A 23,072-nucleotide genomic window follows, 5' to 3' on the forward strand; every position below is an offset into this window, starting at 1 on the left:
CGCGTTCTCAGTGCCGTTTCTGCATCACGGGCCGAGCCTGTGTTGGCTGTCGTACGCGTGATTCGACCGGATCGAGCGCGGCGACGAGGGTCGCCAGCTGGTATCGCTGATGCGGGCGATGCCCGCTTCCGTCCCAGGCGATCCGCTGGATTTCCTCGGCCGAGAAGTGGCGACCGAGCCCGTCGGCATCGGCGACGGCCTCGGCGAGCAGCTGCCGGGAGTGGATCCCGCCCCCACTACCCTGGGACTCCACGAGGGAGCGGACGCGTTCTTTCAGCCCGGGCCGCGCGCCGGGCCAGCCGTAGGCGAGCTTCTTGGCCCTGTACTCGGCGGAGGTGATCGGAACGCCGAAGTCGACGTACTCGATCTCGGCGAGCTCCCGCGAGAGCAGGGAGAGAAACTCGCGGTACAGCTCGGTCCCCGCCTTCTGCTCGGGCGGGCAGGCCATCGCCGCCGCGAACAGGTCCGGCGCGTAGAACGGCGTCGTCGTCCAGAGATGGTGGCGGGTCCGGTCCTCGCCGTGGTTGAGCATGTTGATGCCGCGCTCGCGGATCAGGAAGTGAACGTGGGCGCCCTCGAGCGTCGCTTCGGGGTAGGACGCGATCCGGTCGCCGACGGAGCCGACGAGCCGACCCGGTTCGAGGTCGATCAGCTCCTCGATTTCGGCGGGCGCAAACTGCCGGTTCGTTCGGACGAGCGTCTCGACGAGCTCCGTCCTCGAGTCGACCGCAGTCGGCGGCGTGAGGTCGGGGAAGATCTTGTCCCCTCCGTCGCCGGTTACCAGGGCCGCTCCCGGGTGGTCGGCGGCGAGCTGCTCGGCGAAGTCGAGACGCAGCGCCATCCCCACGGTGTTCATCCCTGCGTCATCTCCAGGAGGGCCTCCCGGTGGCGCTCGGACCTGTCGACGAAGTACGACGACCACGGCACTCCGAGGGAGTGGGCGACCTCGCGGGCGACGTTCGCCTCGTCTGCGTTAGAGCCGTCCTCCCGTACCGACGTCGCGGCGAGCAGCGTTCCCTCGGCGACGTCGCCCAGTACCGTGTCGTAGCCGGCGACACGCCTCGACGAAACGGTCCTTCAACGCGCGGGCGTTCCCGGTGACGCCCCGATCGTCGTTCTCCTCCCGGTCGAACCGGAACTCGTGGAGCGACGTGACCTCGTCGCGCCCAACCTCGAGCAGCGAACCCGGCGGCAGCTGGCTGATTTCGTCGAACGGCGTTCGAGTGCCCAGCGGGTACCCGAACAGCAGCATCTGTCCGAGGCCGAGCCGATCGACGCCGACGTCCTCCCCCCGGAGAGCGGCCGCGAGCCGACGGACGATCTCGAGCTCTCGGGTGACGATCGTCGTCCCCCCGATCGTGGCTCGATAGGTCGGGAGCCGTCCGAAAACGTCGTTTACGACCCAGGTGGTCCCGCTCGAGCGGTCGACGACGGTGATGAGAAACTCCCCGTCCCGCGTCGCCACCCACTCCGACAGGCGATCGATGTTTCCCTCGTCGATCCACGCCGCCACGTTCTCGAGGGCGGCCTCGGTGTCGCGGCGATCGTAGAGCCGTCCCTCGAGCAGGATCGTCCGGTCGTCGGTTTCGACGATGTCGACCGGATACGCCTCGTACCCGGTGTGTGCGATCCGTTCTCCGGTGCTTCGAATCACCGTTTCGCGATCGTAGCGATCGGTAAAGCAAACGGAGTCGAGTGCGCGGTCGACGCTCCCCTGATCGACGGTCCCCCCACAACACCTGACGATAGTCGTTCTGGGCATCCGTTAGCAATGCTCTCCAGACGCCAATCAATTCAAATGTTTGCCAACTAATTCGAACAATAGATTTCACTCCATATAGTCAAACTCTCTAATACTATTTCTGGGTTTTTCAGTCACACGTGTTTTGGCATACTACACTCTCCTGTCGTGCGCTCCTCCCGACGAATCTGGGATAACCCGATAGCAACCCCAGGTCGCTACGCGAGCCGAAGGAACCGTCGATCGTCCTCGCGCTCCTCGGTCGCCGGATACATGATCACGAAGTTGTCCTCCGTGAGCGTAGAGATCCGCTTCGGCAGCGTCTGTAGCTCGGGATGCCAGCCGGGATCGTCCCGACGGGAGCTCACGCAGACGACGAGGTCCTCGGCCCGCACGTCCTCGCGCAGCCGCGAGCGCAGCGCGGTCCAGTCGGCCACCGACTCGATCGCCCCGGAGCGGTCCGGCTCGACGGCGGCGACCAGCTCCTCGAGCCGTTCGGGATCGTCCTCGAGCGCGAGGACGCGGATCGGCGCTCCGGTTCGCTCGGCGACGAGCTTCGTCGTGTGTACCGCCTCCTGGAAGCCGTCGTTGCGGTCGATTCCCGGCGGGAGCACCAGGACGATCCGCCGGGTCGTGTTGAGCGGTTCGTGAATCCGCCCGACAAGCGTCAGCTGGGTGGTTCGACGCAGCACCTGATCGATCGTGTGGCCAAACACCCGCTGCTCCCGCGAGCGGGCGCCGTCCCAGCCGATGACCAGCGACGTGATTCGGTTCTCGAGCGCCGATCGGACGATCCCCGAGGCGACGTTGTGATCGATGCGCACGCGACCCTCGAGGGGAACCTCCGCACCCGCGGCGTACTTCTCGAGGGTCTCGAGCCGGTCCTCGGCCGCGTCGACCCTGGATCGGGTTCGCGCGACCGACTCCGGGCGAACGACCGAGACCGCGCGCACCGGTTCCCCGACGCGCGCGTCGCGGACCGCGAAGGCGAGATCCAGCAGGGATTCGGCGTGTCGCGACTCGCTCGACACCGGGACGAGGATCCGCTGTGGTGTCTCGTCGGGATCGTAGGGTCGCTGCTCGCGGTTCCGAGCGAGGACGCCGCCGGAGCGCTCGACGACGGCGGGGCTGACGAGGGCGACGACGAGGATCATCAGCACGACCGCGTTGATCATCTCGAGTCCGAACCCGGGGACGCCGGCGTCGAAGCCGATCTGGACGATCGCCAGCGCGGCGGCGGCCTGGCCGACCGAAAGTCCGAACATGCTCCGGACCTCGTCGTCGTCGTACCCGTAGAGCCGTCCGGTCGCCCACGCCGCGGCGTACTTCGTCGTGAAGACCATCACGATCAGCGAGCCGGCGATCACGAGCGTGTCGGCGCCCGCGAGGAGGACGCGGGCGTCGACGAGCATCCCGACCGACAGCAGGAAGAAGGGGATAAAGAGGGCGTTGCCGACGAACTCGATACGGTTCATCAGCGGCCCGGTTTCGGGAACCAGGCGGTTGAGCGCGAGCCCGGCAAGGAAGGCGCCGACGATGTGTTCGACACCGGCGAGTTCGGCCAGGAACGCACAGAGAAAGAGGACGGCCATCACGAACAGGAACTCGAAGTAACTCTCCTCTGCGTGGCCGCGAAAGAACCAGCGCCCGAGCCGGGGGACGAGCAGCCAGATCCCGACGAAGAAGACCGTCAGCCCGACGCCGAGCTGGAGCCAGAACGCGGCGTCGAGCGCCCCGTCGGTGGAGGCGATGACGACCGCGAGCACGAGCAGGGCGAGGGTGTCGGTCAGGATCGTTCCGCCGATCGTCGCGGTCACCGCCTCGTTGTTCGCGATTCCGAGACGGTTGACCACGGGATACGCGAGCAGCGTGTGCGAGGCGAAGATGGCGGCGAACAGCGACGCCGCCGCGAGGGTCAGATCGAGGAGGTAGACGCCCACGACCGTTCCGACGGCCTGCGGGATGAGAAAGGAGAGCAACCCGAAGACGACGCTGCGGCCCCTGTACTCGACGAACTGGTTGAGGTTGATCTCGAGGCCCGCGACGAACATCAGGTAGACCAGCCCGACCTCGCCGAGCAGCTGGATCGTCGCGTCGCGCTCGAGCAGGTGGACGCCGTTCGGGCCGATCGCCGCACCGACGAGGATGATGCCGACGATCCCCGGTAGTCGATAGCGTTTGAGGGCCAGCGGCGCGACCAGGAAGATCACCATCGCGAGCCCGAAGATGAGGATCGGATCGTCGAACGGGATCGTGATCGGCGACTCTCCCGCGACGGCGACGACACTCGACGCGTCTGCGTCCCGCTGTCCCTCCATCGTCTGACCGTTATCCGCCCGACACATCAAGGACTAGCTATTCTATTGCCGGGTCGAGCCGGGGACTCGATCGACGACCCCGAAGCGAGGGCGACCCGCCGTCGTTAACACCACTGAATCCGTACTGGGAGTCGATGACAGTCGATGCGGATCCGTCGGCGATTCGCTCGATCGCCGTCTCGAGAGACGACGCCGTTGACGCCTTCGTCTACGGACGCGAGAATCCCGGAGCTGCGGTCCTTCGCGTGACGCCCCCCTTCCACGGTCGGATGCGGGCCCGGATTCACGTCTACCGCGCCGACGACACCCGCGTAACCGGCGCCGTCCACGTCCAGCCCGAGACGCTCCTCGAGACCGAAGCGGTGGCGAACTACCCGACCCTCGAGGACGAACGCGAGGACGCGCCGCCGGACGAAACCGAACGGGTCCGAAAGCGCCACGCCGAGGCGGTCGACGCGTGGCGGGAGCGAGCGCGGGAGGCGATCGTCGAGACGGTCGCGCTCGAGAGCGCCGACGGCTCGACGACCGTTTCGGTCAAACCCCTCGAGTAGCCCGTCGAGCCGGTCGAACTCGAGGCCCGATCCGCCGTCCCGTACTTTCACTTTCACTCCGGACGGCTCGGATTGACGTTCCGTCCGCCCAATCGATAGGTATGTCCCAGACCGTACTGCGGATCGACGCCCGGAGCCAGCGAACCGAGCCGACCGACGCCGCTGCGACGGTCGAGGCACCCAGACGCCGAGTCGACGTCTCTTCGCTTCACCTCGACGAGATCCAGACCTACGTCGACGCGAACCTCGAGACCGACCGGGTCTCCCTCGAGCGTCGCGGTTCTCGAACTTTCCTTCTGGTCGAACGCTGACGGTCGCTCGGTGGTCGGAGGCCACGGACAACTACAGTTTCGAGACGCCAGCCGCCTCTTCAGCAGCCTCGCGAACCGCCTCGACGGTCGCGTTCGGCGCCGTCGCCGCGACGGCCGCGTTGAGCGCCCCCTCGAGGATCGGTGCGTCCGCGACGACCTCCTCGTCGACTGCGGCCTCCTCGAGGGCGAGTTCGGCGTTCATCACGGCGCTCCCGAGGTCGACGAGAACGACGACGCCCTCGCCGTTCCCGTCAGCCGCCTCGACCGCCTCGCGGATCGGCCCCGGTGTCGTCCCGATTCGACCATCCTCGGTGCCGCCGACGGCCTCGATCCGGGCGTCGCCGCCCATCTCCCGGGCGATCTCGCGGATCCCCTCGGCGGCTCGTTCGCTGTGCGAGACGACGACGATCCCGACCATCAGCTTCCCCCGTCGCTGTTCGCGCTCTCGTCTACGTCTCCGCCGACGGCCGGCTCCCCGAGTTCTTCGGGGTCGACGTCGGCTTCGGCGTCGATCTCGACGTCGCCGTCCAGATGTTCCTCGGCGACCGCGAACAGCTCCTCGAGCAGGTACAGGGTGCTCGTTGCGCCGGGGTCCTGGTGGCCGACGGAGCGCCAGCCGAGATAGGAGGCTCGCCCCTTTTTCGCGCGTATCGGCGTCGTAAACGCGACGCCGCGTTCGGCCGCGTCGACGGCCTTCCCGAGCGCCTCGAGGGGGTCGTGGTCGTCGACCTCGATCGCCTTTCTGTAGGTGTGGACCGCCGGCGTGATCGCGTCGACCATCGTCTTGTCCCCGACGGACGCCTTCCCTCGTTCCTCGACGGTCTCGAGGTACCGTTCGGCGAACGCGACCGACGACTCGGCGGTAACTCCCTCCTCGAGCTCCCCGCTCGCTTTCATCAGCGACCCGCCGTACAGCGGGCCGGCGGCACCGCCGACCTCCGAGACGAGCGCAACGCCGACGGTCTTGACCAGCGTAGCGGGGTCGTCGTCGGCGTCCTCGAGTCGCGCCAGGGCGGCCTGGAACCCGCGGTTCATGTTCGCGCCGTGGTCGGCGTCGCCGATCGCCGAGTCGAGGTCGGTCAGGAAAGACTTCTCCGCCGCCATTCGGTCGGCCATCGCCGCCGTCGCCTCGCGGATCGCCTCGGACTGAGCTTCTCGGCCCATCCCGGAGTTCAGCCCTCCGCCACGGTCAATCCGGGTGTCTCGGCCGGGTAGGCGAGCAGCTCCTTCAGCTCGTCGTCGAGTTCAAGCACCGTGATCGAACACCCCATCATGTCCAGCGAGGTCATGTAGTCCCCGACCCGGGCGTTCCAAGTCTCGAGCCCGTGATCCTCGAGCAGTTCCTGGAGCCGGCGGTTGACGACGTACAGCTCCATCAGCGGCGTTCCGCCCATCCCGTTGACGATCGTCGCGACCTCGGCACCCGACTCGAGCTCGAGGTCCTCGAGGACGGCCTCGGCGAGGTGGTCGGTGATCTTGTCGGCCGACATAACTTCGGTGCGTTCAGTGCCCGGTTCGCCGTGGATGCCGATCCCCAGTTCGATCTCGTCCGCGCCGAGGTCGAACGTCGGCTCGCCCTTCTCGGGGGTGACACAGGAGGTGAGCGCCGTCCCCATCGTTCCGACGCGGCCATTTACTTTCTCGGCGATGCGTTCGATCTCCGCCAGGTCGGCGCCCCGATGGGCCATCGCGCCAGCAGCCTTGTGAACGAAGATCGTTCCGGCGACTCCCCGACGGCCGGACGTGTACAGCGAGTCCTCGACGGCGACGTCGTCGTCGACGACGACGTACCCGACGTCGGTATCGGCCTCCATCTCGGCCATCTCGATCGCCGTCTCGAAGTTCATCACGTCGCCCTCGTAGTTCTTGACGACGCAAAACACCCCCTCGCCGCCGTCACAGGCCTGGATCATCTCGCTTATCTGGTCGGCCGTCGGCGAGGTGAACACCTCGCCCGCGGCCGCGCCGTCGAGCATCCCGTCGCCGATGTAGCCCGCGTGGGTCGGCTCGTGACCGCTGCCACCGCCCGAGACGATTCCGACCTTTCCCTCGACCGGAGCATCGGCACGGACGACCACCTCCGTTCCCTCGAGCCGGCGCAGTTCGGGATGGGCCGTGACCATCCCCTCGAGCATCTCGTCGACGACTGTGTCCGGTTCGTTGATGAGCTTCTTCATACTCCCACGAGTATTGTAGTCACATAGCACGATAACGCTTGCTCGTCGCCGCGTCGAACGAAACGCGGACAAACGGCTCCGCCGTCCGAAGGAGGGCGACGGAACCGTCGCCGTCACTCGGATTCCGATTGGCTCAGACCGGGAGCGGGACCCAGCCCGACGTCGGGAAAACGCCGACGAGCGCGAGGACCGCGATGACGAACGTCGTCGCGACGATGCTGGTCGCAGGCGGGTCCCAGTGGGTGTCACCGTGCATATAGAAGATCCGCTGGGAGAGTTCGCCGAACAGGGCACCGAGGATGCCGAAGATCGCCCCGAGGACGATCGCCTCGGCCAGCAGGAGCTCCGCCTGGGCGGCGCTCGGCGTCGCGTCGGCCAGCGTCAGACCGGCGTAGGCCATCGGTGCCGTCGCCGCCGGGAGCGTGATGTGGTGCGTGACGGGCACCGGCACCTGGAAGATGGCGAAGTCGTTGGTGATACCGAGGTTAAGGAAGACCAGGCTGGCGGCGCTGATCCCGAACGCCAGGTACGGACTGCCGGTCGCCCAGAACGTGAGTCCGCCGAGGACCCCGAACGCAAACCCGATGATAACGACGCCGGACCACCGGTAGAACCACGGCAGCCAGGGCTCGACGTCGAGCCGGGGATTCGGCTCGCCGGCCTCGCCCGCGGTCTCGTGGTCGTCCTCACGTTCGAACGGCGAGATGTCGAGGAGGCCGTCGGCGCGAACGTCGCCGACCGCATCGTAGCCTAGCGCGAGTCGGTGCACGAGCGCCGAAATCACGACGCCCATGGCGATCGGATCCCACGGCAGGCTGAGACCGTCGGAGACGAAAAACACCAGGAAGCCGAGGATCCCGAAGGCGCCGCCGACGAGCAACACGTCGTCGTATTTGCCGCCGAACGCGATCAAGATATTCTTCGCGTCGTGGTAACCCCAGTTACCGCCGAACCCGGGCTCCATGTACCCCTGCTTCGCGGCGTACGCGCTCGCGGCGGCGCCCCCCGCAAAGGCGATGTGCGGACCAAAGAAAGCGCCGAAGGCGATCTCGGCGGTGACGGCCCCCGCGGGATCCCCGAGCCCGAACCCCTCGTCAAGGGTAACCATCCCGGCGATCCGGGCAATCTCGCCCGCGACCACCATGAACCCAGTGAACACGAACGCGGGGAGTGACCCGAGTGCCGCGCCGAGAACGCCGCCGGCGAACGCGGCGACGATCATCGCGAGCAACAGTTCGATCGGCCAGCCCAACACCTGGAGGACGACGACGTCCGCCACCAGTGCTTCAACCGACACGGGCAATCACCCTCCGTTCCGACCGAGTCGCCGCCGGTGCGGTAATCCCGCGTTTCGAACCGGATCGGCCCCCGCCGTTCGCCCCACCCCATCTCGGACTCGCTGCGCCGTGTGTCTGTGCTACTGGTCGAGTACCGGTACTGATCGAAGTATCACCCATCATGGTTGCCTCTCGTGCTCGCCTCGGACGCCGACCGAGGAGAGTCATGTGATAGCATGACAATCAATAAGTAATAGTTTCTCCACGGGTCACAGAACGTTCTGAAGGTATGAATGATGGGTTCAGAACCCCCAAAACCCGCTGTTTACGGCGGGGAGACGTGCCGCCACCTGATTTCTGTAAGGCGTATGATGTGGCTTTCGAGGACGACGTGGTCGGAACAGAGAACGTTCGACCGACAAAGCCGAGTTCCGAGTTCCTGGCCAGTCGTCCGAGGACAGGAGTACTGTCGAGAGCTCAGTCCGATCGGATCCACTCGAGCAGAGCCGCCGGAAGCGCGTCGCGGGTCTCCGGGGTCACCTCGAACATCGCGACGTCCTCGCGCGACCGCACCGTCTCGAGAAACGGGTTCGAATCGCTGGCGGCGATCGCCGCGAGGACCGGCGTCCTCGAGTCGAGTGCGCCCCGTGTGGCCGCGACGAACTGATCGCTCTCGAGTTGCATCGGCGCGATTTCGTCGATCACGACAGAGTCGCAGTCGTCGACGGCCGTCGAGAGCGCCGACCGGGACAGCCGATCGATCGCCGCGATGTCGACCCCGTACCTGCCGACGGTGGGGCCGTCGACGTCGACGTGTGCCATCACGTCCCGCTCGCCGGTCGCCAGATCGACGATCTCGAACCCGACTCGCTCGCCGTCCTCGCGGCGTTCGGGACAGACGAGCCCGCCCACGTCGTTCCCGTTTTCTTCGAGCGCGGCGACTGTGTGCTCGAGCGCGGTCGTCTTCCCGCTTCGCGGCGGGCCGGTAACGAGGGCGTTTCGTGGCATCGGTCTGTCGGCAGTACCGCGAGCGCCGACGTAGTGGTACCGGCTCGGCTCCGGCGGTCGCGGAGCGACCGGTCCGCGCGACGACCGACCCCCCGAGCGTTTTCACGCTGCTCGGCGGACCATCCCTATGACTCCCACTCGAGACGACGGCAGTGGCCCGACCGGGACTGACTCGCAAGCGACCGCAACGTCGGCCGCGACGCGACGGGACGACGCTCCCTCCCCGGACGTCTCGGGCTCGACGAACGACGGTGACCGAACGTCGTCCGCCCGGGAACCGATTCGACGCCGCGTCCTCGAAGGAGCCGCTGGTGCCGTCGCTGCCGGGACGGTCGGAACGACGGGATCGGTCGGCGCGACGGCGGACGAACCGGGCGGCGAAACCGTCGACCGAACCGCCGCCCGACAGGAGGCCGACGGGCTGCCGCTGCTCGACGGTCACGTCCACCTGATTCCCGAATCGACGCTCGGCAGGGATCCGCTCGATGCGGATGGGCTGGTCGCATGGATGGACGACAACGGGATCGACCGCGCCGTCGTCCTCGCGCTCGACTCCCCCGAAGCCTACCCGGTCCCGGCCTCGAGCCCGTGGATCCTCGAGCAGGTCGAACCCTACCCGGAGCGCCTGCTCCCGTTCTGTACGATCGATCCCCGAACGATCGTCTACGGCGAGGACGCCGTCGAGGAGCTACTCGAGCGCTACGTCGAGCGGGGTATTCGCGGGTTCGGCGAGCTGAAAGCCGGCGTCCCGATCGACGATCCTCGCGCCGAACGGATCTACGAACTGTGTGCCGAGTACGAGCTCCCGATCCTGTTTCACACCGACGAGAAGGCGATGATGGACGAGGTCGGACTGCCGAGACTCGAGGACGTCGTCGCCTCCTTTCCGGAGGTGGACTTCCTCGCACACGCCCACGGCTGGTGGGCCCACGTCGCGGCCGACGTCGAGGAGGCTGATCTCGGGGACTACCCCGACGGCGAGATCGACGAGCCCGGTCGCGTCCCGGCGCTGCTCGAGCGATACGACAACCTCTACGGCGACCTCTCGGGGATCTCGGGCTGGAACGCGCTGACACGGGACCCCGCGTTCGGACAGGCGTTCCTCGAGACCCACGCCGAGCAGTTGATCTTCGGCACCGACTACATCTACCCTGGCCAGGAGGTCCCCCAGCTCGAGCTGTTCGAGCGCTTCGACCTCGAACGCTCGGCGCGAGAGGCGATCCGGTCTGGGAACCTCGAGGGCGTGCTCCGCTAGGGCCGAAGTATCGGCCCTGCCACTTCGTCGCCAACGTATATCAGTTCGGACGGTGGGTACACGTACATGGCAGAGAAGACGGACCACGAGGAGGACGTTTCGCGCGAGGAAGCAGCCGACCTCCTGCAGGACCTTGCACGTGAGATCCGCGGGCAGGGCGCAGGCCCGATCGACGTACAGGTCGGCAACAAGACGCTGGCGCTGACTCCCTCCTCGACGCTCGAGTACGGGATCGAGGTCGAGGAACGCTCGCCGATGCTCGGGGGCGACCGCGAGGAGATCACCGTCACGCTCGAGTGGGAGGTCGACGACGAACCCACCGAGTAAGTCGAGCGTAGCCGACTCGTTGTGCCCGACACGGCACTCGAGCGAAGAGTGCTCGAGTCGCCGGTAGCTGTTTCGCAGTTCTCATCGCTCCTCTCGAGGATCGGTCACCGGTACTCCGAGATCGTCCGATACGGAACGTAGTACCCGATGTCATCGATCCACGTCGACAGCCACTCGTCAGCAGTCGCTTCATCGATCTTTCCAGCATCGATTGCAGCCAACAGAACGCCAACCGATCCGACGACAGTCAGGCCCTGATCTTTCGCAAACGACCGGGCATCTCCATCATCGGTCAGTAGCCGACCGCCGTGTGCGTCCGCAAGGGCAAACGCCTGCGCTTCACCGGGATCGAGATAGTCAGCGACAACGGCCTCTCTGTTTGCGACTGTATTCGAAACCGTCGCGACTGGAATCTCGTTGTCGAGTGTATCGAGTGCTGACTGAAGCTACGGATGATCATCAGCGCCATTTTCGAGTTCCTCACGAACGACTGGAACCGCACAGATTCCGGAGAGACCTGCAACTACCCACAGCTGGTCGATGTACGCAAAGTTCGAGAGAACAGTCGTGTTCAGGACGCTCGGGCTCGTTGGAATATCGTCACCCGTCATTTCGTCCGTGACGCTTCGTCACTCGAGTCCTCATCACCGAATTCGAGTTCGGTCGCTGCCTCTCTCTCGTAGGCTGCGTCGTCTTCGTCGACGAGTCCGAGGCGGAGCTCAACGCCGTGCTCACGAAGGATATCACGCATCGTCCAGCGGTCGACAGCAGCAAGTCTCGCAGCATCACCGAGGGTGATTCGCTCCCGTTCGTAGAGGGCGACCGCAGCCGCAATACGCTCGTTTTCGTGGTTCTCGAAGTATTCACGCACGAACTCTCGCAACGCATCGCTCTTGCCAGTAAATACGCCAGCCTCGACAGTACCCTCTATGAGGAGGTCGAGGTCGTCCGGATACGACCCGGTGATTCGTGCCATTGTTCTGTTCCAAACTACGCCTTCATACTATTTATGAAATGCGCCGGAAATCCGTATATCGAGAGACCGGGTCCAAACTTCTCTCTTGCTCGGCTTTGGGAGAACTACCTCACTTCGTCTTCGCGCGGTTTCACCGCGCGAACGGTCTGCGAGACCGGAGGTATCGCCCTATCCAGTCGTTCTGCCCCTTCTCGCGGGTCGCTATCGCTCCCCGCTCGTTTTTCGGGAGAACTTCGCTCCGCTCAGTTCTCCCCCTTCTCTATCGGCGCCCGAATCAAATTCCCCCACTCGGTCCAAGAACCGTCGTAGTTGTGGACGTCCTCGTAGCCGAGCAGTTCGTGCAGGGCGAACCAGGCGATCGCCGACCGTTCGCCGACCCGACAGTAGGTGACGACCGTCTCGTCGCCGTCGATCCCCTGATCGGCGTACAGTTCCTCGAGCTCGTCGGGGCGCTTGAACCGGCCGTCGTCGCGCAGGTTCGTCTTCACGGGGACGTTCGAGGCGCCGGGGATGTGGCCGCCGCGCTGGGCGGTCTCCTGGAGTCCTTCGGGAGCGATAATCTCGCCCGTGAACTCCTCGGGCGATCGAACGTCAACCATCGGGATCCCGGCCTCGCGGGCCTTGTCGACGTCGTCCTGGTAGGAACGAATGCTCTCGAAGGGGCCCTTCGCGGTGTACTCGACGGCGTCGAACTCTGGTTCCTCGTCGGTCAGCGGGTACTCCTCGTTGACCCAGTAGTCCTTCCCGCCGTCGAGGACGCGGGCGTCCTCGTGGCCGTAGTACTTGAACTCCCAGTAGGCGAACAGGGCGAACCAGTTGGGGATCCAGCCGTCGCCGTAGAAGACGACCGTCGACTCCTCGCTGATGCCGTGGTCGCCGACGACCCGCTCGAAGTCGTCCTTTTTGAGGATGTCCCGCTGATCCGGATCGGAGAGGTCCTCGTCCCACTGCATTCCGATCGCGCCCGGAATATGACCCTCGTCGTACCGCGAGGGAAAGTCGCCCTCCTCGGGTGACTCGGGGCTGTTGACCTCCACGAGACGGTAGTCGGGATCGTCGGCCTGGAACGCCTCGAGGTGGTCTTCGACCCAATCCGCCGAAACCAACACGTCGGTGTCGTACTCGCTCATGCGAGGCGTGCTCCGACGAGCAGCGAGAAAAGGGTAACACGGCCCGAGCCGACACGTCCGAAACCGGATCGGTACACATACGCCGCTGGACTGACGACCACCGCCAATGCGACTCGCGAGAATCGAGACGGCCGACGGACCGGTAACCGGACAGTACGAGGACGGTGTCGTCCACACGGATGGCGACGAGTACGAGGTCGGCGTCGACGGCGACCTCCTCCCGCCCTGCGAGCCATCGGCGATGTACTGCGTCGGGCGCAACTACGCCGAAACGCTCGACCAGATGGAGTACGAGCGTCCCGAGGAGCCCGACTTCTTCATCAAGCCGCCGGCGTCGCTTTTGGCCCACGAAGAGCCCATCGAGTACCCCGAGTTCACCGAGGAGCTGACCTATGCCGGCGAGCTCGCGGCCGTGATCGACGAGCGTTGTCACGACGTTTCCGAGGACGAGGTCCCCAACGTCGTCCGCGGCTACACGATCATGAACGACGTCGACGCGCTCGACCAGCAGGGCCGAACGGCACGGAAGGCGTTTGACGGCTCCGGCCCGCTGGGGCCGTGGCTCGAGACCGACCTCGATCCGCGGGAAATCGACATGCACACCGACATCGGTGATGAGCGACGCCAGGACGCGAACACGGAGCTCATGCTGTTCGACCCCTACGAGATCGTCTCCTATCTCTCGAGGCGATTTACGTTCCGCCCCGGCGACGTCGTCGCCTTCGGCAGCCCCGCGAACCCGGGGCTAGTCGAACCCGGCGACACCGTCGAGATCACCTACGAGGGCGTCGGCACGCTACGAAACGAGATCGTCAACTCGAGCGAGTAGTCGCTCGCCGCCTATTTTACAACTGCGTCGGAGAGACACCTACTCGAGGTCCTCGCCGTCCATCAGCGCGGCGGAGATCAGATTCCGCATCCCGCGTCGGAGCCGTCCGCTCATGGCCGTCGAGGAGAGTCCGATTTCGTCGGCAATATCGCTCAGGGCCATCTCTCGAGGCTCACTGAAGTAGCCGCAGTCGTAGGCCACCGTCAGCGCCTCGACCTGTTCCTCCGTGAGTCCGTAGGCGACGCCGGTCTCGTTGCGGGCCCGGCCGTATACCTCGACGATGTCGAAACTCACGTCGTACTCCTCGGAGTACTCCCAGATCGTGGTCAGCGCCTCCCGGTCGGGGAGGTGGAGGGTGACGAACCAGCCTCGACACTTCGTCTCGGCCGAGGACATGAATCCGTTTACCTGCGTGACGACGGGGCTCAGGAGCTTCGTCTCCGCCGAGTGTTCGATGTAGTAGATGTGGGTCTCCTCACCCTCGTCGACGAGATGGTAGTCGCCGACGGTCGGATCCGCCTCGAGGAACCCCTCGAGTTCGCCGACGTCGTCGTACTCGAGGAGAAACGGGAAGACGTGCGATCCGGGATCGGTGTTGGCCTGCGTAAGGACCTTGATCTCGAGGTCGTCGGCCCGTCGCAACGTCGGCACTAACGCCAGGTGCTCGTGTTCAGCGTACGCTTTGACTGTGATCGACATCGCTTAGCGACCGGGCCGATCGTGCGGGAGTCGTTCGCGCACCACGCAGTGGCTGTTCGAAGAACCGTCGCTGATGGGTCGGGTGATCATGTCCCACACTGCTCATGGGAGTCCCATAAGCTATTCGTCGTCGGTTCTCGGGCCGCTCCGTCCGAGAGCGACGGAAATTACCGGTCGTCGGTCGCTCGAACGGTCCGAATCGCGGCGTCGTTCTCGGCGACGTCGTGAACCCGGACGACGTCGGCGCCGCGCTCGGCCGCCATCGCCGTAACGGCGACCGTCGGCGGGAGTCGCTCGCCGGGCTCGCAGCCGACCCGATCGAACATCGACTTGTGGGAGTGGCCGACCATGACCGGACAGCCGAGCGCCCGAAACTCGTCCAGTCGGGAAAGTAACTCGAAGCACTCCTCGGCGTTCTTTCCGAACCCGAACCCGGGATCGACGACGATCCGATCGCGCTCGAGGCCGGCCCGTTCCGCCAGCAGGACCGTCTCCTGGAGGTCGTAGACGACCTCCTCGACGACGTCGTCGTAGGCGACCGTTCGGTCGGGATCGACCGGCGTATCCAGGCTGTGTGTGATGACGAGGGTGGCGTCGTGCTCGGCGGCGACGAAGCGCATCTCCGGATCCTCGAGCCCGGAGACGTCGTTGACGATCTCGGCGCCCGCCTCGAGGCCCGCGTCGGCGACGGCCGCTTTCCGCGTGTCGACCGAGATCGGGACCTCGAGGTCGGCGAGCGCCTCGATAACGGGAACGACACGATCGATCTCCTCGGCGACCGGGACGGGGTCGGCGCCGGGACGGGTGCTCTCGCCGCCCACGTCGACGATGTCGGCGCCTGCCTCGACCAGCGCCTCCGCGCGAGCGACGGCGTCCTCGAGCGCGTCGTACTCGCCGCCGTCGTGGAAGCTGTCGGGGGTAACGTTCAGCACGCCCATGACGGCCGTCTCCAGATTCCACGGGAGTCGACGGTCGTCCTCGCGTCCGCCGCCGTCGTCCTCGACGATTTCCCGGAGCTGACTCGAGACGTGAGCTAGCCCGAGTTCCTCGCCGTCGAGTTCGTCGATCAGCTCCCGGAACTGGGCGTTGGTTCCCGAGAGCACGGTTGTTACTCGGCGGGTCGAGGTCTCGGTCGGCGAGAGCGTACAGCTCCCGCCGATCGCCTCGAACGTCCGGCTGATCCGCTCGGCCTGCGGATCACGGAGGTAGGTTTTGACCGTCCGGCCGACGGCCCGTTCGGCGGTCGCCTCGACGACCGGCTCCTCGAGGCCCATCCCCTCGAGTACCGATCGGGCCTCGGACTCCGTCTCCGTCCGCTTGGGGACCTGGAGTCGGGACCATCGGTCGCGGGCCTCGGCGACCGCGTACAGCGAGCCGGTGACGAGCACGGCGTCGTTCTCGCCGGCCCGCAAGAGCGCGCGTTCGGTCGCCTCGAGGACCGATCCCGACCGGTCGATCCGACCCGCCCGTCCCTCGAAGGCGTCGGCGAGGACCGCGAGCGACTCGGCCCGTGGAACGTTCGGCTGACAGAGGAAGACCGAATCGGGGTCGGGGAGCGCTTCGACCATTCCCTCGTGATCCTTCTCGGTCATCGCGCCGAAGACCAGGTGGAGTTCGTCGTACGCGTAGCGCTCGAAGAGGTCGGCGAGCGTCTCGCAGGCACCGGGGTTGTGTGCGCCGTCTAACACCGCGATCGGCTCCCTCGAGACGACTTCGAAGCGGCCAGGCCAGTGAGCCTTACGGAGCCCGCGCGCGATCGTGTCGTGGTCGACCGACGCGATCTGGTCGGCCAGCACCGCGGCAACGCCGGCGTTGGTCGCCTGATGAGTGCCGGGAAGGGGGAGGTTCGTCTCGACCGACCACTCCGGCGCCGTTATCGAGATCGCGCTCTCGACGGGCGAGTCCAGCCCGCGTTCGGTCGCGACCACGTCCGCGCCGTCGCTGCCGACCGAGATCGCATCCGTCTCCGTCCGAATCGCCTCGAGGGCCGCCCCGTCGGCGCCGGTGACGAGCGGGGCGTCGGCGGGGGCGACCTGGGCCTTGTCGCGGGCGATCTCCTCGATCGTCTCGCCGAGGAGATCGGTGTGCTCCAGGCTGACGCTGGTCACCGCGCTCGCAACCGGATCGACTGCGCTCGTCGCGTCGTACCGGCCGCCGATTCCGACCTCGAGGACGGCGACGTCGACCGACTCGGCCGCGAAGTGTGAGAGTGCGAGCGCCGTGAGCACCTCGAAGTACGTCGGCGCGTCCCCGGCCTCCCGAAGTCGTTCGACCGCATCCTCGATCTCGACGACGAACGAGCAGACGCGCTCCTTCGGGATTTTCCGGCCGTCGACGAGGATCCGCTCGCGCACGTCGTCGAGGTCCGGCGAGGTGTAGAGCCCGACATCGTAGCCGTCCTCGCGGAGCACCCGCTCGAGCATCCGCGCCGTGCTTCCCTTTCCGTTCGATCCCGCGATCTGGACGCAGTCGATCTCCTCGTGCGGTCGACCGAGCGCCGAGAGCAGCGTCGCGGTCGTCTCCGTCCCGAGTTTCGGTCGCCGTCGTTGCAGCGACTCGAGGTAGTCGACCGACTCGTGGTATTCCATACCAACCGTGGTGCCGGGAGCCCCTATGAAAGTACTGACACTGCCCCGCACGGTTATGACGGCGTGCCCCGATACTCCCGGCATGACACCGGACGCGACGGGGAGCCGCGCCGCCGCGGAGCCCTACGTAACCGAGTTCGAGACGAGGGTACGGGCCGTCGACGGAACCGACGTCAGACTCGAGGAGACGTACTTTTACCCGGAAGGAGGCGGTCAGCCGGCCGACGGGGGAACGATCGGGAACGCGGAGGTGATCGACGTTCAGACACAGGACGGCGCGGTCGTCCACACGCTGGCGTCGGCTCCCGGGTTCGAGACGGGCGAGACCGTCGTCGGCTCGATCGACGAGGAGTTCCGCACGTACTGCATGCGGGCCCACACCGCCAGCCACCTGCTGTACGGCGCCGGACGGCGGCTGCTCGAGGATCACGGCTACGGCGGGTTCGATATCGGAACCGAGACGTGTCGGATCGATTTCGAGACGAGCGAGCCCGAGGCGATCGACGCGCTCTCGCTCGAGCGCATGCTCGCCGAAGCGGTCTGGGAGTCCCGACAGATAACCTGGCGGGAGATGGACATCGAGCAGGCGAGAGCCGACGATGAGATCGTCTTCAACCTCACGCCCGAGGCCGAGCGGGCCGACACCGTTCGAATCGTCGAGATCGAGGACTGGGATATCGCGGCCTGTGGCGGCACCCACGTCCGAAACACGATCGAGATCGGTCCGCTCGCGGTGCTGGATATCTCGAACCCCGGCGCGGACCTCGTCCGCGTCGAGTACGCCGTCGGTCCGGCCGCGATCCGGGCCAGGACCGATCGGACGCGAGCGACCACACGTGCCGCGAGCGCCCTCGAGACCGGCGTCTCGGAGCTGCCGAAACGAGCCGGCGCCGTCGCCGAGCGCAACGCCGAACTGGAAGCCGAACTCGACGAGCTTCGGGACCGACTGCTCGAGAATCGCCTCGAGACCCTCGCCGATGACGCAGTGGAGCGGGACGGCCAGGAGTGGGTCGTCGGCACGGTCGGCGTCGAGGGGGTTGGCCCGAACGACGCGTCCGAACGAGCCCAGGAGAGCGCCGGACGGGTCGGCAACGTCGTCGTGCTGACGGGTGTCGACGGGAGCGCGTTCGTCGTGGCGGCGACGACGGGCGAGACGGACGCGAGCGGGATCGTCGAGGACGTCACTGCAGAGTTCGGCGGGGGCGGCGGCGGAGGCGAGACGCTCGCCCAGGGTGGCGGCCTCGACGCCGATCCCGAGGCCGTCGTCGACTACCTTCGCCGGGAGCACTGAGCGAACCGGCAGCGAAATTCCGGTGATCCGTCCTCGAAATCGTCTCTTCCTCGAGCAGTCGGGGCGATCGACGGAGTCAACCACATCTTCTCGAAGAACGGACACGTGTTGTTTCGTCCTGGTTTGCCACCTCGAGACACGGCGAGTTCACTGCAGGGGCGATCCGATCTGTGCGAGCCCTACACCGGTCGCTCTTGAGGAGTCGAACGCCGGCAAGAACGGCTCGAGCGGGCGTTACTCTACTGTCGCAATCGCCTCGACCTCGAGGGCCGCGCCTTTCGGCACCTCGCCGACCTCGAGGGCGCTCCGGGCCGGGGGTTCCTCGTCGAAGAACTCGCTGTAGGCCTCGTTGAACTCGTCGAAGTCGTCGATATCGTTCAGGAAGACAGTCATCTTGAGGACGTCCTCGAGGGAGCCGCCCTCGGACTCGAGGATCGCCTCGACGTTCTCGAGACATCGTCGAGTCTGGTCGCCAACGGACTCATCATCGAGGAGTTCCCCATCGGCGGTCATCGGCAGCTGACCGGCCGTAAACAGGAGATCGCCGTTCGTCGTCGCCTGGCTGTACGCGCCGACCGCCTCCGGTGCGTCGTCGGTGTGGATCGTTCGTTTCACGCCCCGACATACTGGTCGGGGTGTCTTAAAATTCGGCTCCGGATCCGCGAACGTAGCTGGTCGCGGCAGGAGCCGCCGCGACCAAAGCTACAAGCCGCGGCGCTGGCTCCATCGGATATGGAACACGAGACCGTCTCCCACTCGGTGAGCGAGCGGACGCTCGCTCGACTCCCATCGGGAACGGACGTCTCGGTGACCGTCCACCGGTACGAGGGCGGGCCCGGGCCAACGGTGTACCTGCAGGCCGCACAGCACGGGATCGAACTGAACGGGACCGCGGCGCTGCGCCGACTCCACGAGCGGCTGCTCGAGGCCGAACTCGCGGGAACCGTAATCGCCGTTCCGGTGGTCAACAGCCTCGCGTTCGATCACGGCTCCTACGTGACGCCCCAGGCCGTCGACGCGGTCAACCCGAACTTCAACAGGGTGTGGCCCGGAAACGACGACGGCACGCTCCAGGAGCGAGCGGTCGCCAGCCTCTGGGGACTGATCGAGGCCGCCGACGTCGTGATCGACCTCCACAGCGGCACCGCGGACATGCTCGAGCACGTCCGATTTCAGAACGGCGAACATGACTCCCAACGACTCGCGTCGGTGTTCGGCGCCGACTACCTCATGACCGACCCGAAGCCGGATCGTTCGCTCGAGGAGTACCGTGGAACGTTGCGAGCGGCCGCGCGGCTGGCGGGGACGACGGTGATCGTCCCGGAGCTCTCGAACAGCCGGCAGGTCGACCTCGAGGCGGCCCGACGGGGCGCCGACGGTATCGAGAACGTCCTGGGCGAGGTCGGCATGCTCCGCACGGAGCCACGCGATCCTCCCTCGCAGACGGTGCTGTACGACGACGGGGGACGGGTCGGCGCCGACCGGTCGGGACTCTTCGAGCCCGCCTCGGGGGTAGCGATCGGTGACCACGTGAGCGAGGGACGCGAACTCGGAACGCTGTACTGTCCGGCCACGTTCGAACGACGCCAGTCCGTGACCGCCACCACCTCTGGTGTGATCTACTCGCTGACCCTCGAATCGGCCGTCACCGCCGGGGAGAAGCTGGCCGGAATCGCCGAGCTCGAGTGAGCGGCGGCGTGGAGGAGCCACGCGTCTCGTTGGTGTCGGAGATCGGAACGGGTCGGGCCTCGAGCGTCCACGAACCGGCTCGTCGGCAGACACCTGTCCGGACAGTTCGTGTCCCTGTCCCCCGTCGACGGAGCTGGTCCTGAAACTGGTCGCGCGACTGTGCCCCCAATCAGTATACAAATACGTTCTGGGGGGTGTGCACCGGCAATACACGACCGGGATGGGGATATTGACCGATCGCTCGTAGCTGAGTACGTATGACGATCAACCGACCGGAATCGATAGACAGACGGCGCGTAATTCAGGCACTCGGTGCAGGAGGAGTAGTCGCACTCGCCGGCTGTACAGGAGACGAGGACGCTGACGAGGACGACGAGGTGGACGATGAGGAGGTCGACGACGAAGAAGATGACGAGGAGCCGGAAGAGGAAGAAGAGCTTGCGAGCCTCGAGGAGGCGCCGACCGGCGAATCGCTCTCGGAGGAGGACATCCAGGCCCTCATCGACGCCTTCGACGACGAGCCGATGAACGAGGACCAACAGGAGATCGAGGGCGACGAGCGCAACTACACGCCGAGACACGTCTGGAAGTGGGTCAGCGACGAGAACCTGATCGGCCTTCACTTCAACGAGCCGAACCCGGAGGAGGCGACGGAGCTCGACTACGTCACGATCGGGCAGAAGGGGCTGTTCACCGAGGAGAGCCAGCCCGACGAGGAGTTCACGCACTTCCACAGCCATACGGCGGACGGCTGGGAAGCGGGCCACGGCGGCGAAACCGGCGACGAAGGGTACTGGCTCACCCACATCGCGGTTCGGGAGATCGAGTACCCGTTCCACGACGAGCCTATCGAACCACGGGTCGACTACGGGTTCATGCCGACCCCGCCCGAGGAGGGCACCGAGGGCCACGACGTCGACTGGGAGGCCCCCGACGGCGGTGAGGGCGACCTCGACGACGAGGATCGCGACGAACTCATCGAAATCTTCGACGACGAGTGGACCAACGAGGACCAGCAGGAGGCCGACGGTCGGACGCCCGCCCACGTCTGGAAATGGGTCAGCGAGGACACGATGATATTCCTCCACTGGGACGAACCGAACGTCGAGGAGGCCGAGAATCTGATCTACTTCGGGATGGGCGGGCGCGGTCAGTTCACGGCCGACGACATCCCCGCCGGCCAGGAGGACGACTTCACGCACTTCCACAAACACGAGGCCGACAGCTGGGAAGCCGGTCACGGCGGCCAGGACTCCGAGCAGTGGGGCTACTGGCTTGTCCACCACGCGACCCGCGACCACGAGATGCCCTGGGGCGACGTCGAAGTCGGTATCGACCGCGAGTTCATGCCCACCCCTGTCGAGGAGTAACGATCGATGGACGATCGAGCACCGAGTCGTCGCCGGGTGTTGGTCGGCGCGGCGAGCGCTGGCGCGGTTGGGCTCGTCGCCCTCGCCGGCTGCGTCGGTGACGAGGAGGAAGCCGACGATGTCGACGACGAGGACGCCGACGACACGGATACCGATGACGACGCAGACACCGCCGATGACGACGCGGACGTCGTCGAGATCGAGACCCGCGAGGGTGAAGAGGGTGAGCCCGACTTCGTCTTCGATCCGGTGATCGCGGACGTCGAGCCCGGCGATACCGTCCGGTGGATCAACACCGACGGCGTCTTCCACACGGTGACGTCGACGGACTCGCTCGAGGCCCGGACCGAGAGCGGCGAGTTCAACGAGGAGCTCTCCGCCGAGGGTGACACCGTCGAGTGGACTGCCGAGGAGGAGGGGCTCCAGCACTACTATTGCGAGCCCCACGTCGGCTTCATGATCGGTACGCTGGCCGTCGGTGACGTCGACGACGCGGAGTTCGAGGACGCCGAGGAAATCCACGAGGATCCCGAAGGCGTCGACGAGGACGAAGACGACGAGGACGTCGACGATGAAGACGAGGACCTCGAGGAGGAGTTCGTCGACATGACCGGCGAGGACGTCGTGACGGTCGAGACCCGCCAGGGCGAGGACGACGAACCCGACTTCGTCTTCGACCCCGCGTTCGTCACGGTCGACGCAGGGACGACGATCGAGTGGGTCAACACCGACGGCGTCTTCCACACGGTCACGTCGACCGACGACATCGAGGTTCGAAGCGGCGGCGGCGACGAGTTCGACGCGACCATCTCGAACGAGGGGGCGACCTTCGAGTGGGAAGCCGACGAACCGGGGACGCAGCCGTACTACTGCTCGCCCCACGCGGGGTTCATGTACGGCGCGATCGAGATCGAGTGAGGAAGGGAACACACTTCCGCGCTCGGCTACTCTCCGCTCACGTGAGCGCCGACGCTTCCCCCCGCGTCGAGGTCTACCCGGGCCGCGAGGTCGTCGTCGAGTTCGACCCCGAGCTGACCTTCGAGTGCGTCGAGGACTGCACCTGGTGCTGCCAGCACGGCGTCTTGCTGTACGGCGACGACCTCCTCGAGCTCGCAAAGCGGGCGAACCTCGCCGAGACGACGACGGAGTTTCGCGGCGAGAAGTTCGTCACCCGCGAGGAGAAGGGGCGCGACGATCATGCCGCCGACGACGGCTGTGCCTGTGCGTTCCTCCGGGAGGACGGCCTGTGTTCGCTGCACCTCGAGGAGGACTGGAAACCGACCCGGTGTTCGGTCTTTCCCCTCGGCGTCTGGCGCGAGGACGGCGACCTCCACGTCGACGTTCGTGACTCCGCACACGACCACTGTGAGGGGTTGAACGTCAGCGATCGGGTCGTGATCGACAACCTCGACGCCTTCCTGCCGGAGCTGCTGTGGGACCTCGAGAACCCCGATTCCAAGCGAGAGCTGTGAGACTCGGACCCACGACACTGCGTCTCGCCAATCATTTAAACGTATGGCCGTCGTAGATAGCCT

At 66.2% G+C, this 23,072-nt stretch carries 23 protein-coding genes and 1 pseudogene; 10 read left to right on the forward strand and 14 right to left on the reverse strand.

Features of this window, described 5'->3' with window-relative positions; translation table 11 throughout:
- Nucleotides 1–7 precede the first annotated feature (7 nt).
- The 3 genes from QA600_RS16620 to QA600_RS16630 all read right to left on the reverse strand — a co-directional run bounded on the left by QA600_RS16620 (nucleotide 8) and on the right by QA600_RS16630 (nucleotide 4,059).
- Nucleotides 8–856, reverse strand: coding sequence for a hypothetical protein (locus QA600_RS16620; protein WP_278293061.1), 849 nt, complete (start codon nucleotides 854–856; stop codon nucleotides 8–10).
- A gap of 117 nt (nucleotides 857–973) precedes the next feature.
- The gene (locus QA600_RS16625) at nucleotides 974–1,762 is read right to left on the reverse strand and encodes a hypothetical protein (protein ID WP_278293062.1); all 789 of its coding nucleotides are present in this window, start codon (nucleotides 1,760–1,762) and stop codon (nucleotides 974–976) included.
- Between the two features lie 197 nt (nucleotides 1,763–1,959).
- On the reverse strand, nucleotides 1,960–4,059 hold the full coding sequence (locus QA600_RS16630; protein WP_278293063.1) for a cation:proton antiporter: 2,100 nt from the start codon (nucleotides 4,057–4,059) through the stop codon (nucleotides 1,960–1,962).
- A gap of 134 nt (nucleotides 4,060–4,193) precedes the next feature.
- Between QA600_RS16630 and QA600_RS16635 the strand changes: the two genes are divergently transcribed.
- Nucleotides 4,194–4,610 carry a hypothetical protein gene (locus tag QA600_RS16635; protein WP_278293064.1) on the forward strand — a complete coding sequence of 139 codons (417 nt, stop codon included), beginning with the start codon at nucleotides 4,194–4,196 and terminating at the stop codon, nucleotides 4,608–4,610.
- Between the two features lie 101 nt (nucleotides 4,611–4,711).
- Nucleotides 4,712–4,921, forward strand: coding sequence for a hypothetical protein (locus QA600_RS16640; protein ID WP_005556624.1), 210 nt, complete (start codon nucleotides 4,712–4,714; stop codon nucleotides 4,919–4,921).
- 31 nt (nucleotides 4,922–4,952) lie between these two features.
- Here the strand turns inward: QA600_RS16640 and dhaM are convergent, their stop codons facing one another.
- The 5 genes from dhaM to QA600_RS16665 all read right to left on the reverse strand — a co-directional run bounded on the left by dhaM (nucleotide 4,953) and on the right by QA600_RS16665 (nucleotide 9,383).
- Complete coding sequence (gene dhaM, locus QA600_RS16645; protein WP_278293065.1) at nucleotides 4,953–5,339, reverse strand: dihydroxyacetone kinase phosphoryl donor subunit DhaM; 387 nt, start codon at nucleotides 5,337–5,339, stop codon at nucleotides 4,953–4,955.
- A complete protein-coding gene (gene dhaL / locus QA600_RS16650; protein ID WP_278293066.1) occupies nucleotides 5,339–6,085 on the reverse strand; it encodes a dihydroxyacetone kinase subunit DhaL in 747 nt (248 codons plus the stop codon). Before dhaL ends, dhaM begins: the two co-directional genes overlap by 1 nt.
- 8 nt (nucleotides 6,086–6,093) lie before the next feature.
- Nucleotides 6,094–7,098 (reverse strand): dihydroxyacetone kinase subunit DhaK, encoded by a 1,005-nt coding sequence (gene dhaK / locus QA600_RS16655; protein WP_278293067.1) that lies wholly within the window; start codon nucleotides 7,096–7,098, stop codon nucleotides 6,094–6,096.
- A 133-nt stretch (nucleotides 7,099–7,231) separates the two neighbouring features.
- Nucleotides 7,232–8,395, reverse strand: a complete 1,164-nt coding sequence (locus QA600_RS16660) for a hypothetical protein (RefSeq protein ID WP_278293068.1) — start codon at nucleotides 8,393–8,395, stop codon at nucleotides 7,232–7,234.
- 457 nt (nucleotides 8,396–8,852) lie between these two features.
- Nucleotides 8,853–9,383, reverse strand: coding sequence for an NTPase (locus QA600_RS16665; protein WP_278293069.1), 531 nt, complete (start codon nucleotides 9,381–9,383; stop codon nucleotides 8,853–8,855).
- 127 nt (nucleotides 9,384–9,510) lie between these two features.
- Here QA600_RS16665 and QA600_RS16670 point away from each other — a divergent pair, with 127 nt between their 5' ends.
- On the forward strand, nucleotides 9,511–10,638 hold the full coding sequence (locus QA600_RS16670; protein WP_278293070.1) for an amidohydrolase family protein: 1,128 nt from the start codon (nucleotides 9,511–9,513) through the stop codon (nucleotides 10,636–10,638).
- 66 nt (nucleotides 10,639–10,704) lie between these two features.
- Nucleotides 10,705–10,965: an amphi-Trp domain-containing protein gene (locus tag QA600_RS16675; protein WP_278293071.1), complete on the forward strand. Its 261-nt coding sequence runs from the start codon at nucleotides 10,705–10,707 to the stop codon at nucleotides 10,963–10,965.
- 104 nt (nucleotides 10,966–11,069) lie between these two features.
- Here QA600_RS16675 and QA600_RS22830 read toward each other — a convergent pair.
- The 3 genes and pseudogenes from QA600_RS22830 to QA600_RS16690 all read right to left on the reverse strand — a co-directional run bounded on the left by QA600_RS22830 (nucleotide 11,070) and on the right by QA600_RS16690 (nucleotide 13,071).
- Nucleotides 11,070–11,576, reverse strand: a pseudogene (locus QA600_RS22830) (twitching motility protein PilT).
- Nucleotides 11,573–11,941 (reverse strand): UPF0175 family protein, encoded by a 369-nt coding sequence (locus QA600_RS16685; RefSeq protein ID WP_278293073.1) that lies wholly within the window; start codon nucleotides 11,939–11,941, stop codon nucleotides 11,573–11,575. The pseudogene QA600_RS22830 and the gene QA600_RS16685 overlap by 4 nt, the downstream one beginning before the upstream one ends.
- A gap of 242 nt (nucleotides 11,942–12,183) precedes the next feature.
- Nucleotides 12,184–13,071, reverse strand: a complete 888-nt coding sequence (locus QA600_RS16690; protein WP_278293074.1) for a sulfurtransferase — start codon at nucleotides 13,069–13,071, stop codon at nucleotides 12,184–12,186.
- A 106-nt stretch (nucleotides 13,072–13,177) separates the two neighbouring features.
- On the opposite strand from QA600_RS16690, the gene QA600_RS16695 reads away from it, so the two are divergent.
- Nucleotides 13,178–13,900 carry a fumarylacetoacetate hydrolase family protein gene (locus tag QA600_RS16695; protein WP_278293075.1) on the forward strand — a complete coding sequence of 241 codons (723 nt, stop codon included), beginning with the start codon at nucleotides 13,178–13,180 and terminating at the stop codon, nucleotides 13,898–13,900.
- Between the two features lie 39 nt (nucleotides 13,901–13,939).
- Here QA600_RS16695 and QA600_RS16700 read toward each other — a convergent pair whose 3' ends face one another.
- Nucleotides 13,940–14,599 carry a helix-turn-helix domain-containing protein gene (locus QA600_RS16700; protein WP_278293076.1) on the reverse strand — a complete coding sequence of 220 codons (660 nt, stop codon included), beginning with the start codon at nucleotides 14,597–14,599 and terminating at the stop codon, nucleotides 13,940–13,942.
- Between the two features lie 167 nt (nucleotides 14,600–14,766).
- The gene (gene folP, locus QA600_RS16705) at nucleotides 14,767–17,187 is read right to left on the reverse strand and encodes a dihydropteroate synthase (protein ID WP_278293077.1); all 2,421 of its coding nucleotides are present in this window, start codon (nucleotides 17,185–17,187) and stop codon (nucleotides 14,767–14,769) included.
- An 82-nt stretch (nucleotides 17,188–17,269) separates the two neighbouring features.
- Between folP and QA600_RS16710 the strand changes: the two genes are divergently transcribed.
- Nucleotides 17,270–18,478 carry a DHHA1 domain-containing protein gene (locus QA600_RS16710; RefSeq protein ID WP_278293078.1) on the forward strand — a complete coding sequence of 403 codons (1,209 nt, stop codon included), beginning with the start codon at nucleotides 17,270–17,272 and terminating at the stop codon, nucleotides 18,476–18,478.
- Nucleotides 18,479–18,712: 234 nt separating this feature from the next.
- Here the strand turns inward: QA600_RS16710 and QA600_RS16715 are convergent, their stop codons facing one another.
- Entirely contained in the window at nucleotides 18,713–19,093 is a 381-nt protein-coding gene (locus tag QA600_RS16715; protein ID WP_278293079.1) for a Rid family detoxifying hydrolase, read from the reverse strand.
- A gap of 117 nt (nucleotides 19,094–19,210) precedes the next feature.
- Here QA600_RS16715 and QA600_RS16720 point away from each other — a divergent pair, with 117 nt between their 5' ends.
- From QA600_RS16720 to QA600_RS16735, 4 genes are all read left to right on the forward strand, one after another.
- Nucleotides 19,211–20,167 carry a succinylglutamate desuccinylase/aspartoacylase family protein gene (locus QA600_RS16720; protein ID WP_278293080.1) on the forward strand — a complete coding sequence of 319 codons (957 nt, stop codon included), beginning with the start codon at nucleotides 19,211–19,213 and terminating at the stop codon, nucleotides 20,165–20,167.
- Between the two features lie 257 nt (nucleotides 20,168–20,424).
- On the forward strand, nucleotides 20,425–21,537 hold the full coding sequence (locus tag QA600_RS16725; protein ID WP_278293081.1) for a hypothetical protein: 1,113 nt from the start codon (nucleotides 20,425–20,427) through the stop codon (nucleotides 21,535–21,537).
- A gap of 6 nt (nucleotides 21,538–21,543) precedes the next feature.
- Entirely contained in the window at nucleotides 21,544–22,455 is a 912-nt protein-coding gene (locus tag QA600_RS16730) for a plastocyanin/azurin family copper-binding protein (RefSeq protein WP_278293082.1), read from the forward strand.
- A gap of 41 nt (nucleotides 22,456–22,496) precedes the next feature.
- A complete protein-coding gene (locus QA600_RS16735) occupies nucleotides 22,497–23,009 on the forward strand; it encodes a hypothetical protein (protein WP_278293083.1) in 513 nt (170 codons plus the stop codon).
- Nucleotides 23,010–23,072 lie beyond the last annotated feature (63 nt).

This window comes from Natronococcus sp. A-GB1 (genome assembly GCF_029688845.1).
Taxonomy (GTDB): Archaea; Halobacteriota; Halobacteria; order Halobacteriales; family Natrialbaceae; genus Natronococcus.

Excerpts from the sequence above, each read along its gene's own strand:
- dhaM (WP_278293065.1), bottom strand. The coding sequence starts at position 5,339 with ATGGTCGGGATCGTCGTCGTCTCGCACAGCGAACGAGCCGCCGAGGGG.
- QA600_RS16640 (WP_005556624.1), top strand. The coding sequence starts at position 4,712 with ATGTCCCAGACCGTACTGCGGATCGACGCCCGGAGCCAGCGAACCGAG.
- QA600_RS16720 (WP_278293080.1), top strand. The coding sequence starts at position 19,211 with ATGGAACACGAGACCGTCTCCCACTCGGTGAGCGAGCGGACGCTCGCT.
- QA600_RS16665 (WP_278293069.1), bottom strand. The coding sequence starts at position 9,383 with ATGCCACGAAACGCCCTCGTTACCGGCCCGCCGCGAAGCGGGAAGACG.
- QA600_RS16685 (WP_278293073.1), bottom strand. The coding sequence starts at position 11,941 with ATGGCACGAATCACCGGGTCGTATCCGGACGACCTCGACCTCCTCATA.
- QA600_RS16730 (WP_278293082.1), top strand. The coding sequence starts at position 21,544 with ATGGACGATCGAGCACCGAGTCGTCGCCGGGTGTTGGTCGGCGCGGCG.
- dhaK (WP_278293067.1), bottom strand. The coding sequence starts at position 7,098 with ATGAAGAAGCTCATCAACGAACCGGACACAGTCGTCGACGAGATGCTC.
- QA600_RS16725 (WP_278293081.1), top strand. The coding sequence starts at position 20,425 with ATGACGATCAACCGACCGGAATCGATAGACAGACGGCGCGTAATTCAG.
- QA600_RS16695 (WP_278293075.1), top strand. The coding sequence starts at position 13,178 with ATGCGACTCGCGAGAATCGAGACGGCCGACGGACCGGTAACCGGACAG.
- QA600_RS16630 (WP_278293063.1), bottom strand. The coding sequence starts at position 4,059 with ATGGAGGGACAGCGGGACGCAGACGCGTCGAGTGTCGTCGCCGTCGCG.
- QA600_RS16620 (WP_278293061.1), bottom strand. The coding sequence starts at position 856 with ATGAACACCGTGGGGATGGCGCTGCGTCTCGACTTCGCCGAGCAGCTC.
- QA600_RS16675 (WP_278293071.1), top strand. The coding sequence starts at position 10,705 with ATGGCAGAGAAGACGGACCACGAGGAGGACGTTTCGCGCGAGGAAGCA.
- QA600_RS16710 (WP_278293078.1), top strand. The coding sequence starts at position 17,270 with ATGACACCGGACGCGACGGGGAGCCGCGCCGCCGCGGAGCCCTACGTA.
- QA600_RS16690 (WP_278293074.1), bottom strand. The coding sequence starts at position 13,071 with ATGAGCGAGTACGACACCGACGTGTTGGTTTCGGCGGATTGGGTCGAA.
- folP (WP_278293077.1), bottom strand. The coding sequence starts at position 17,187 with ATGGAATACCACGAGTCGGTCGACTACCTCGAGTCGCTGCAACGACGG.
- QA600_RS16670 (WP_278293070.1), top strand. The coding sequence starts at position 9,511 with ATGACTCCCACTCGAGACGACGGCAGTGGCCCGACCGGGACTGACTCG.
- QA600_RS16625 (WP_278293062.1), bottom strand. The coding sequence starts at position 1,762 with ATGCCCAGAACGACTATCGTCAGGTGTTGTGGGGGGACCGTCGATCAG.
- QA600_RS16635 (WP_278293064.1), top strand. The coding sequence starts at position 4,194 with ATGACAGTCGATGCGGATCCGTCGGCGATTCGCTCGATCGCCGTCTCG.
- dhaL (WP_278293066.1), bottom strand. The coding sequence starts at position 6,085 with ATGGGCCGAGAAGCTCAGTCCGAGGCGATCCGCGAGGCGACGGCGGCG.
- QA600_RS16700 (WP_278293076.1), bottom strand. The coding sequence starts at position 14,599 with ATGTCGATCACAGTCAAAGCGTACGCTGAACACGAGCACCTGGCGTTA.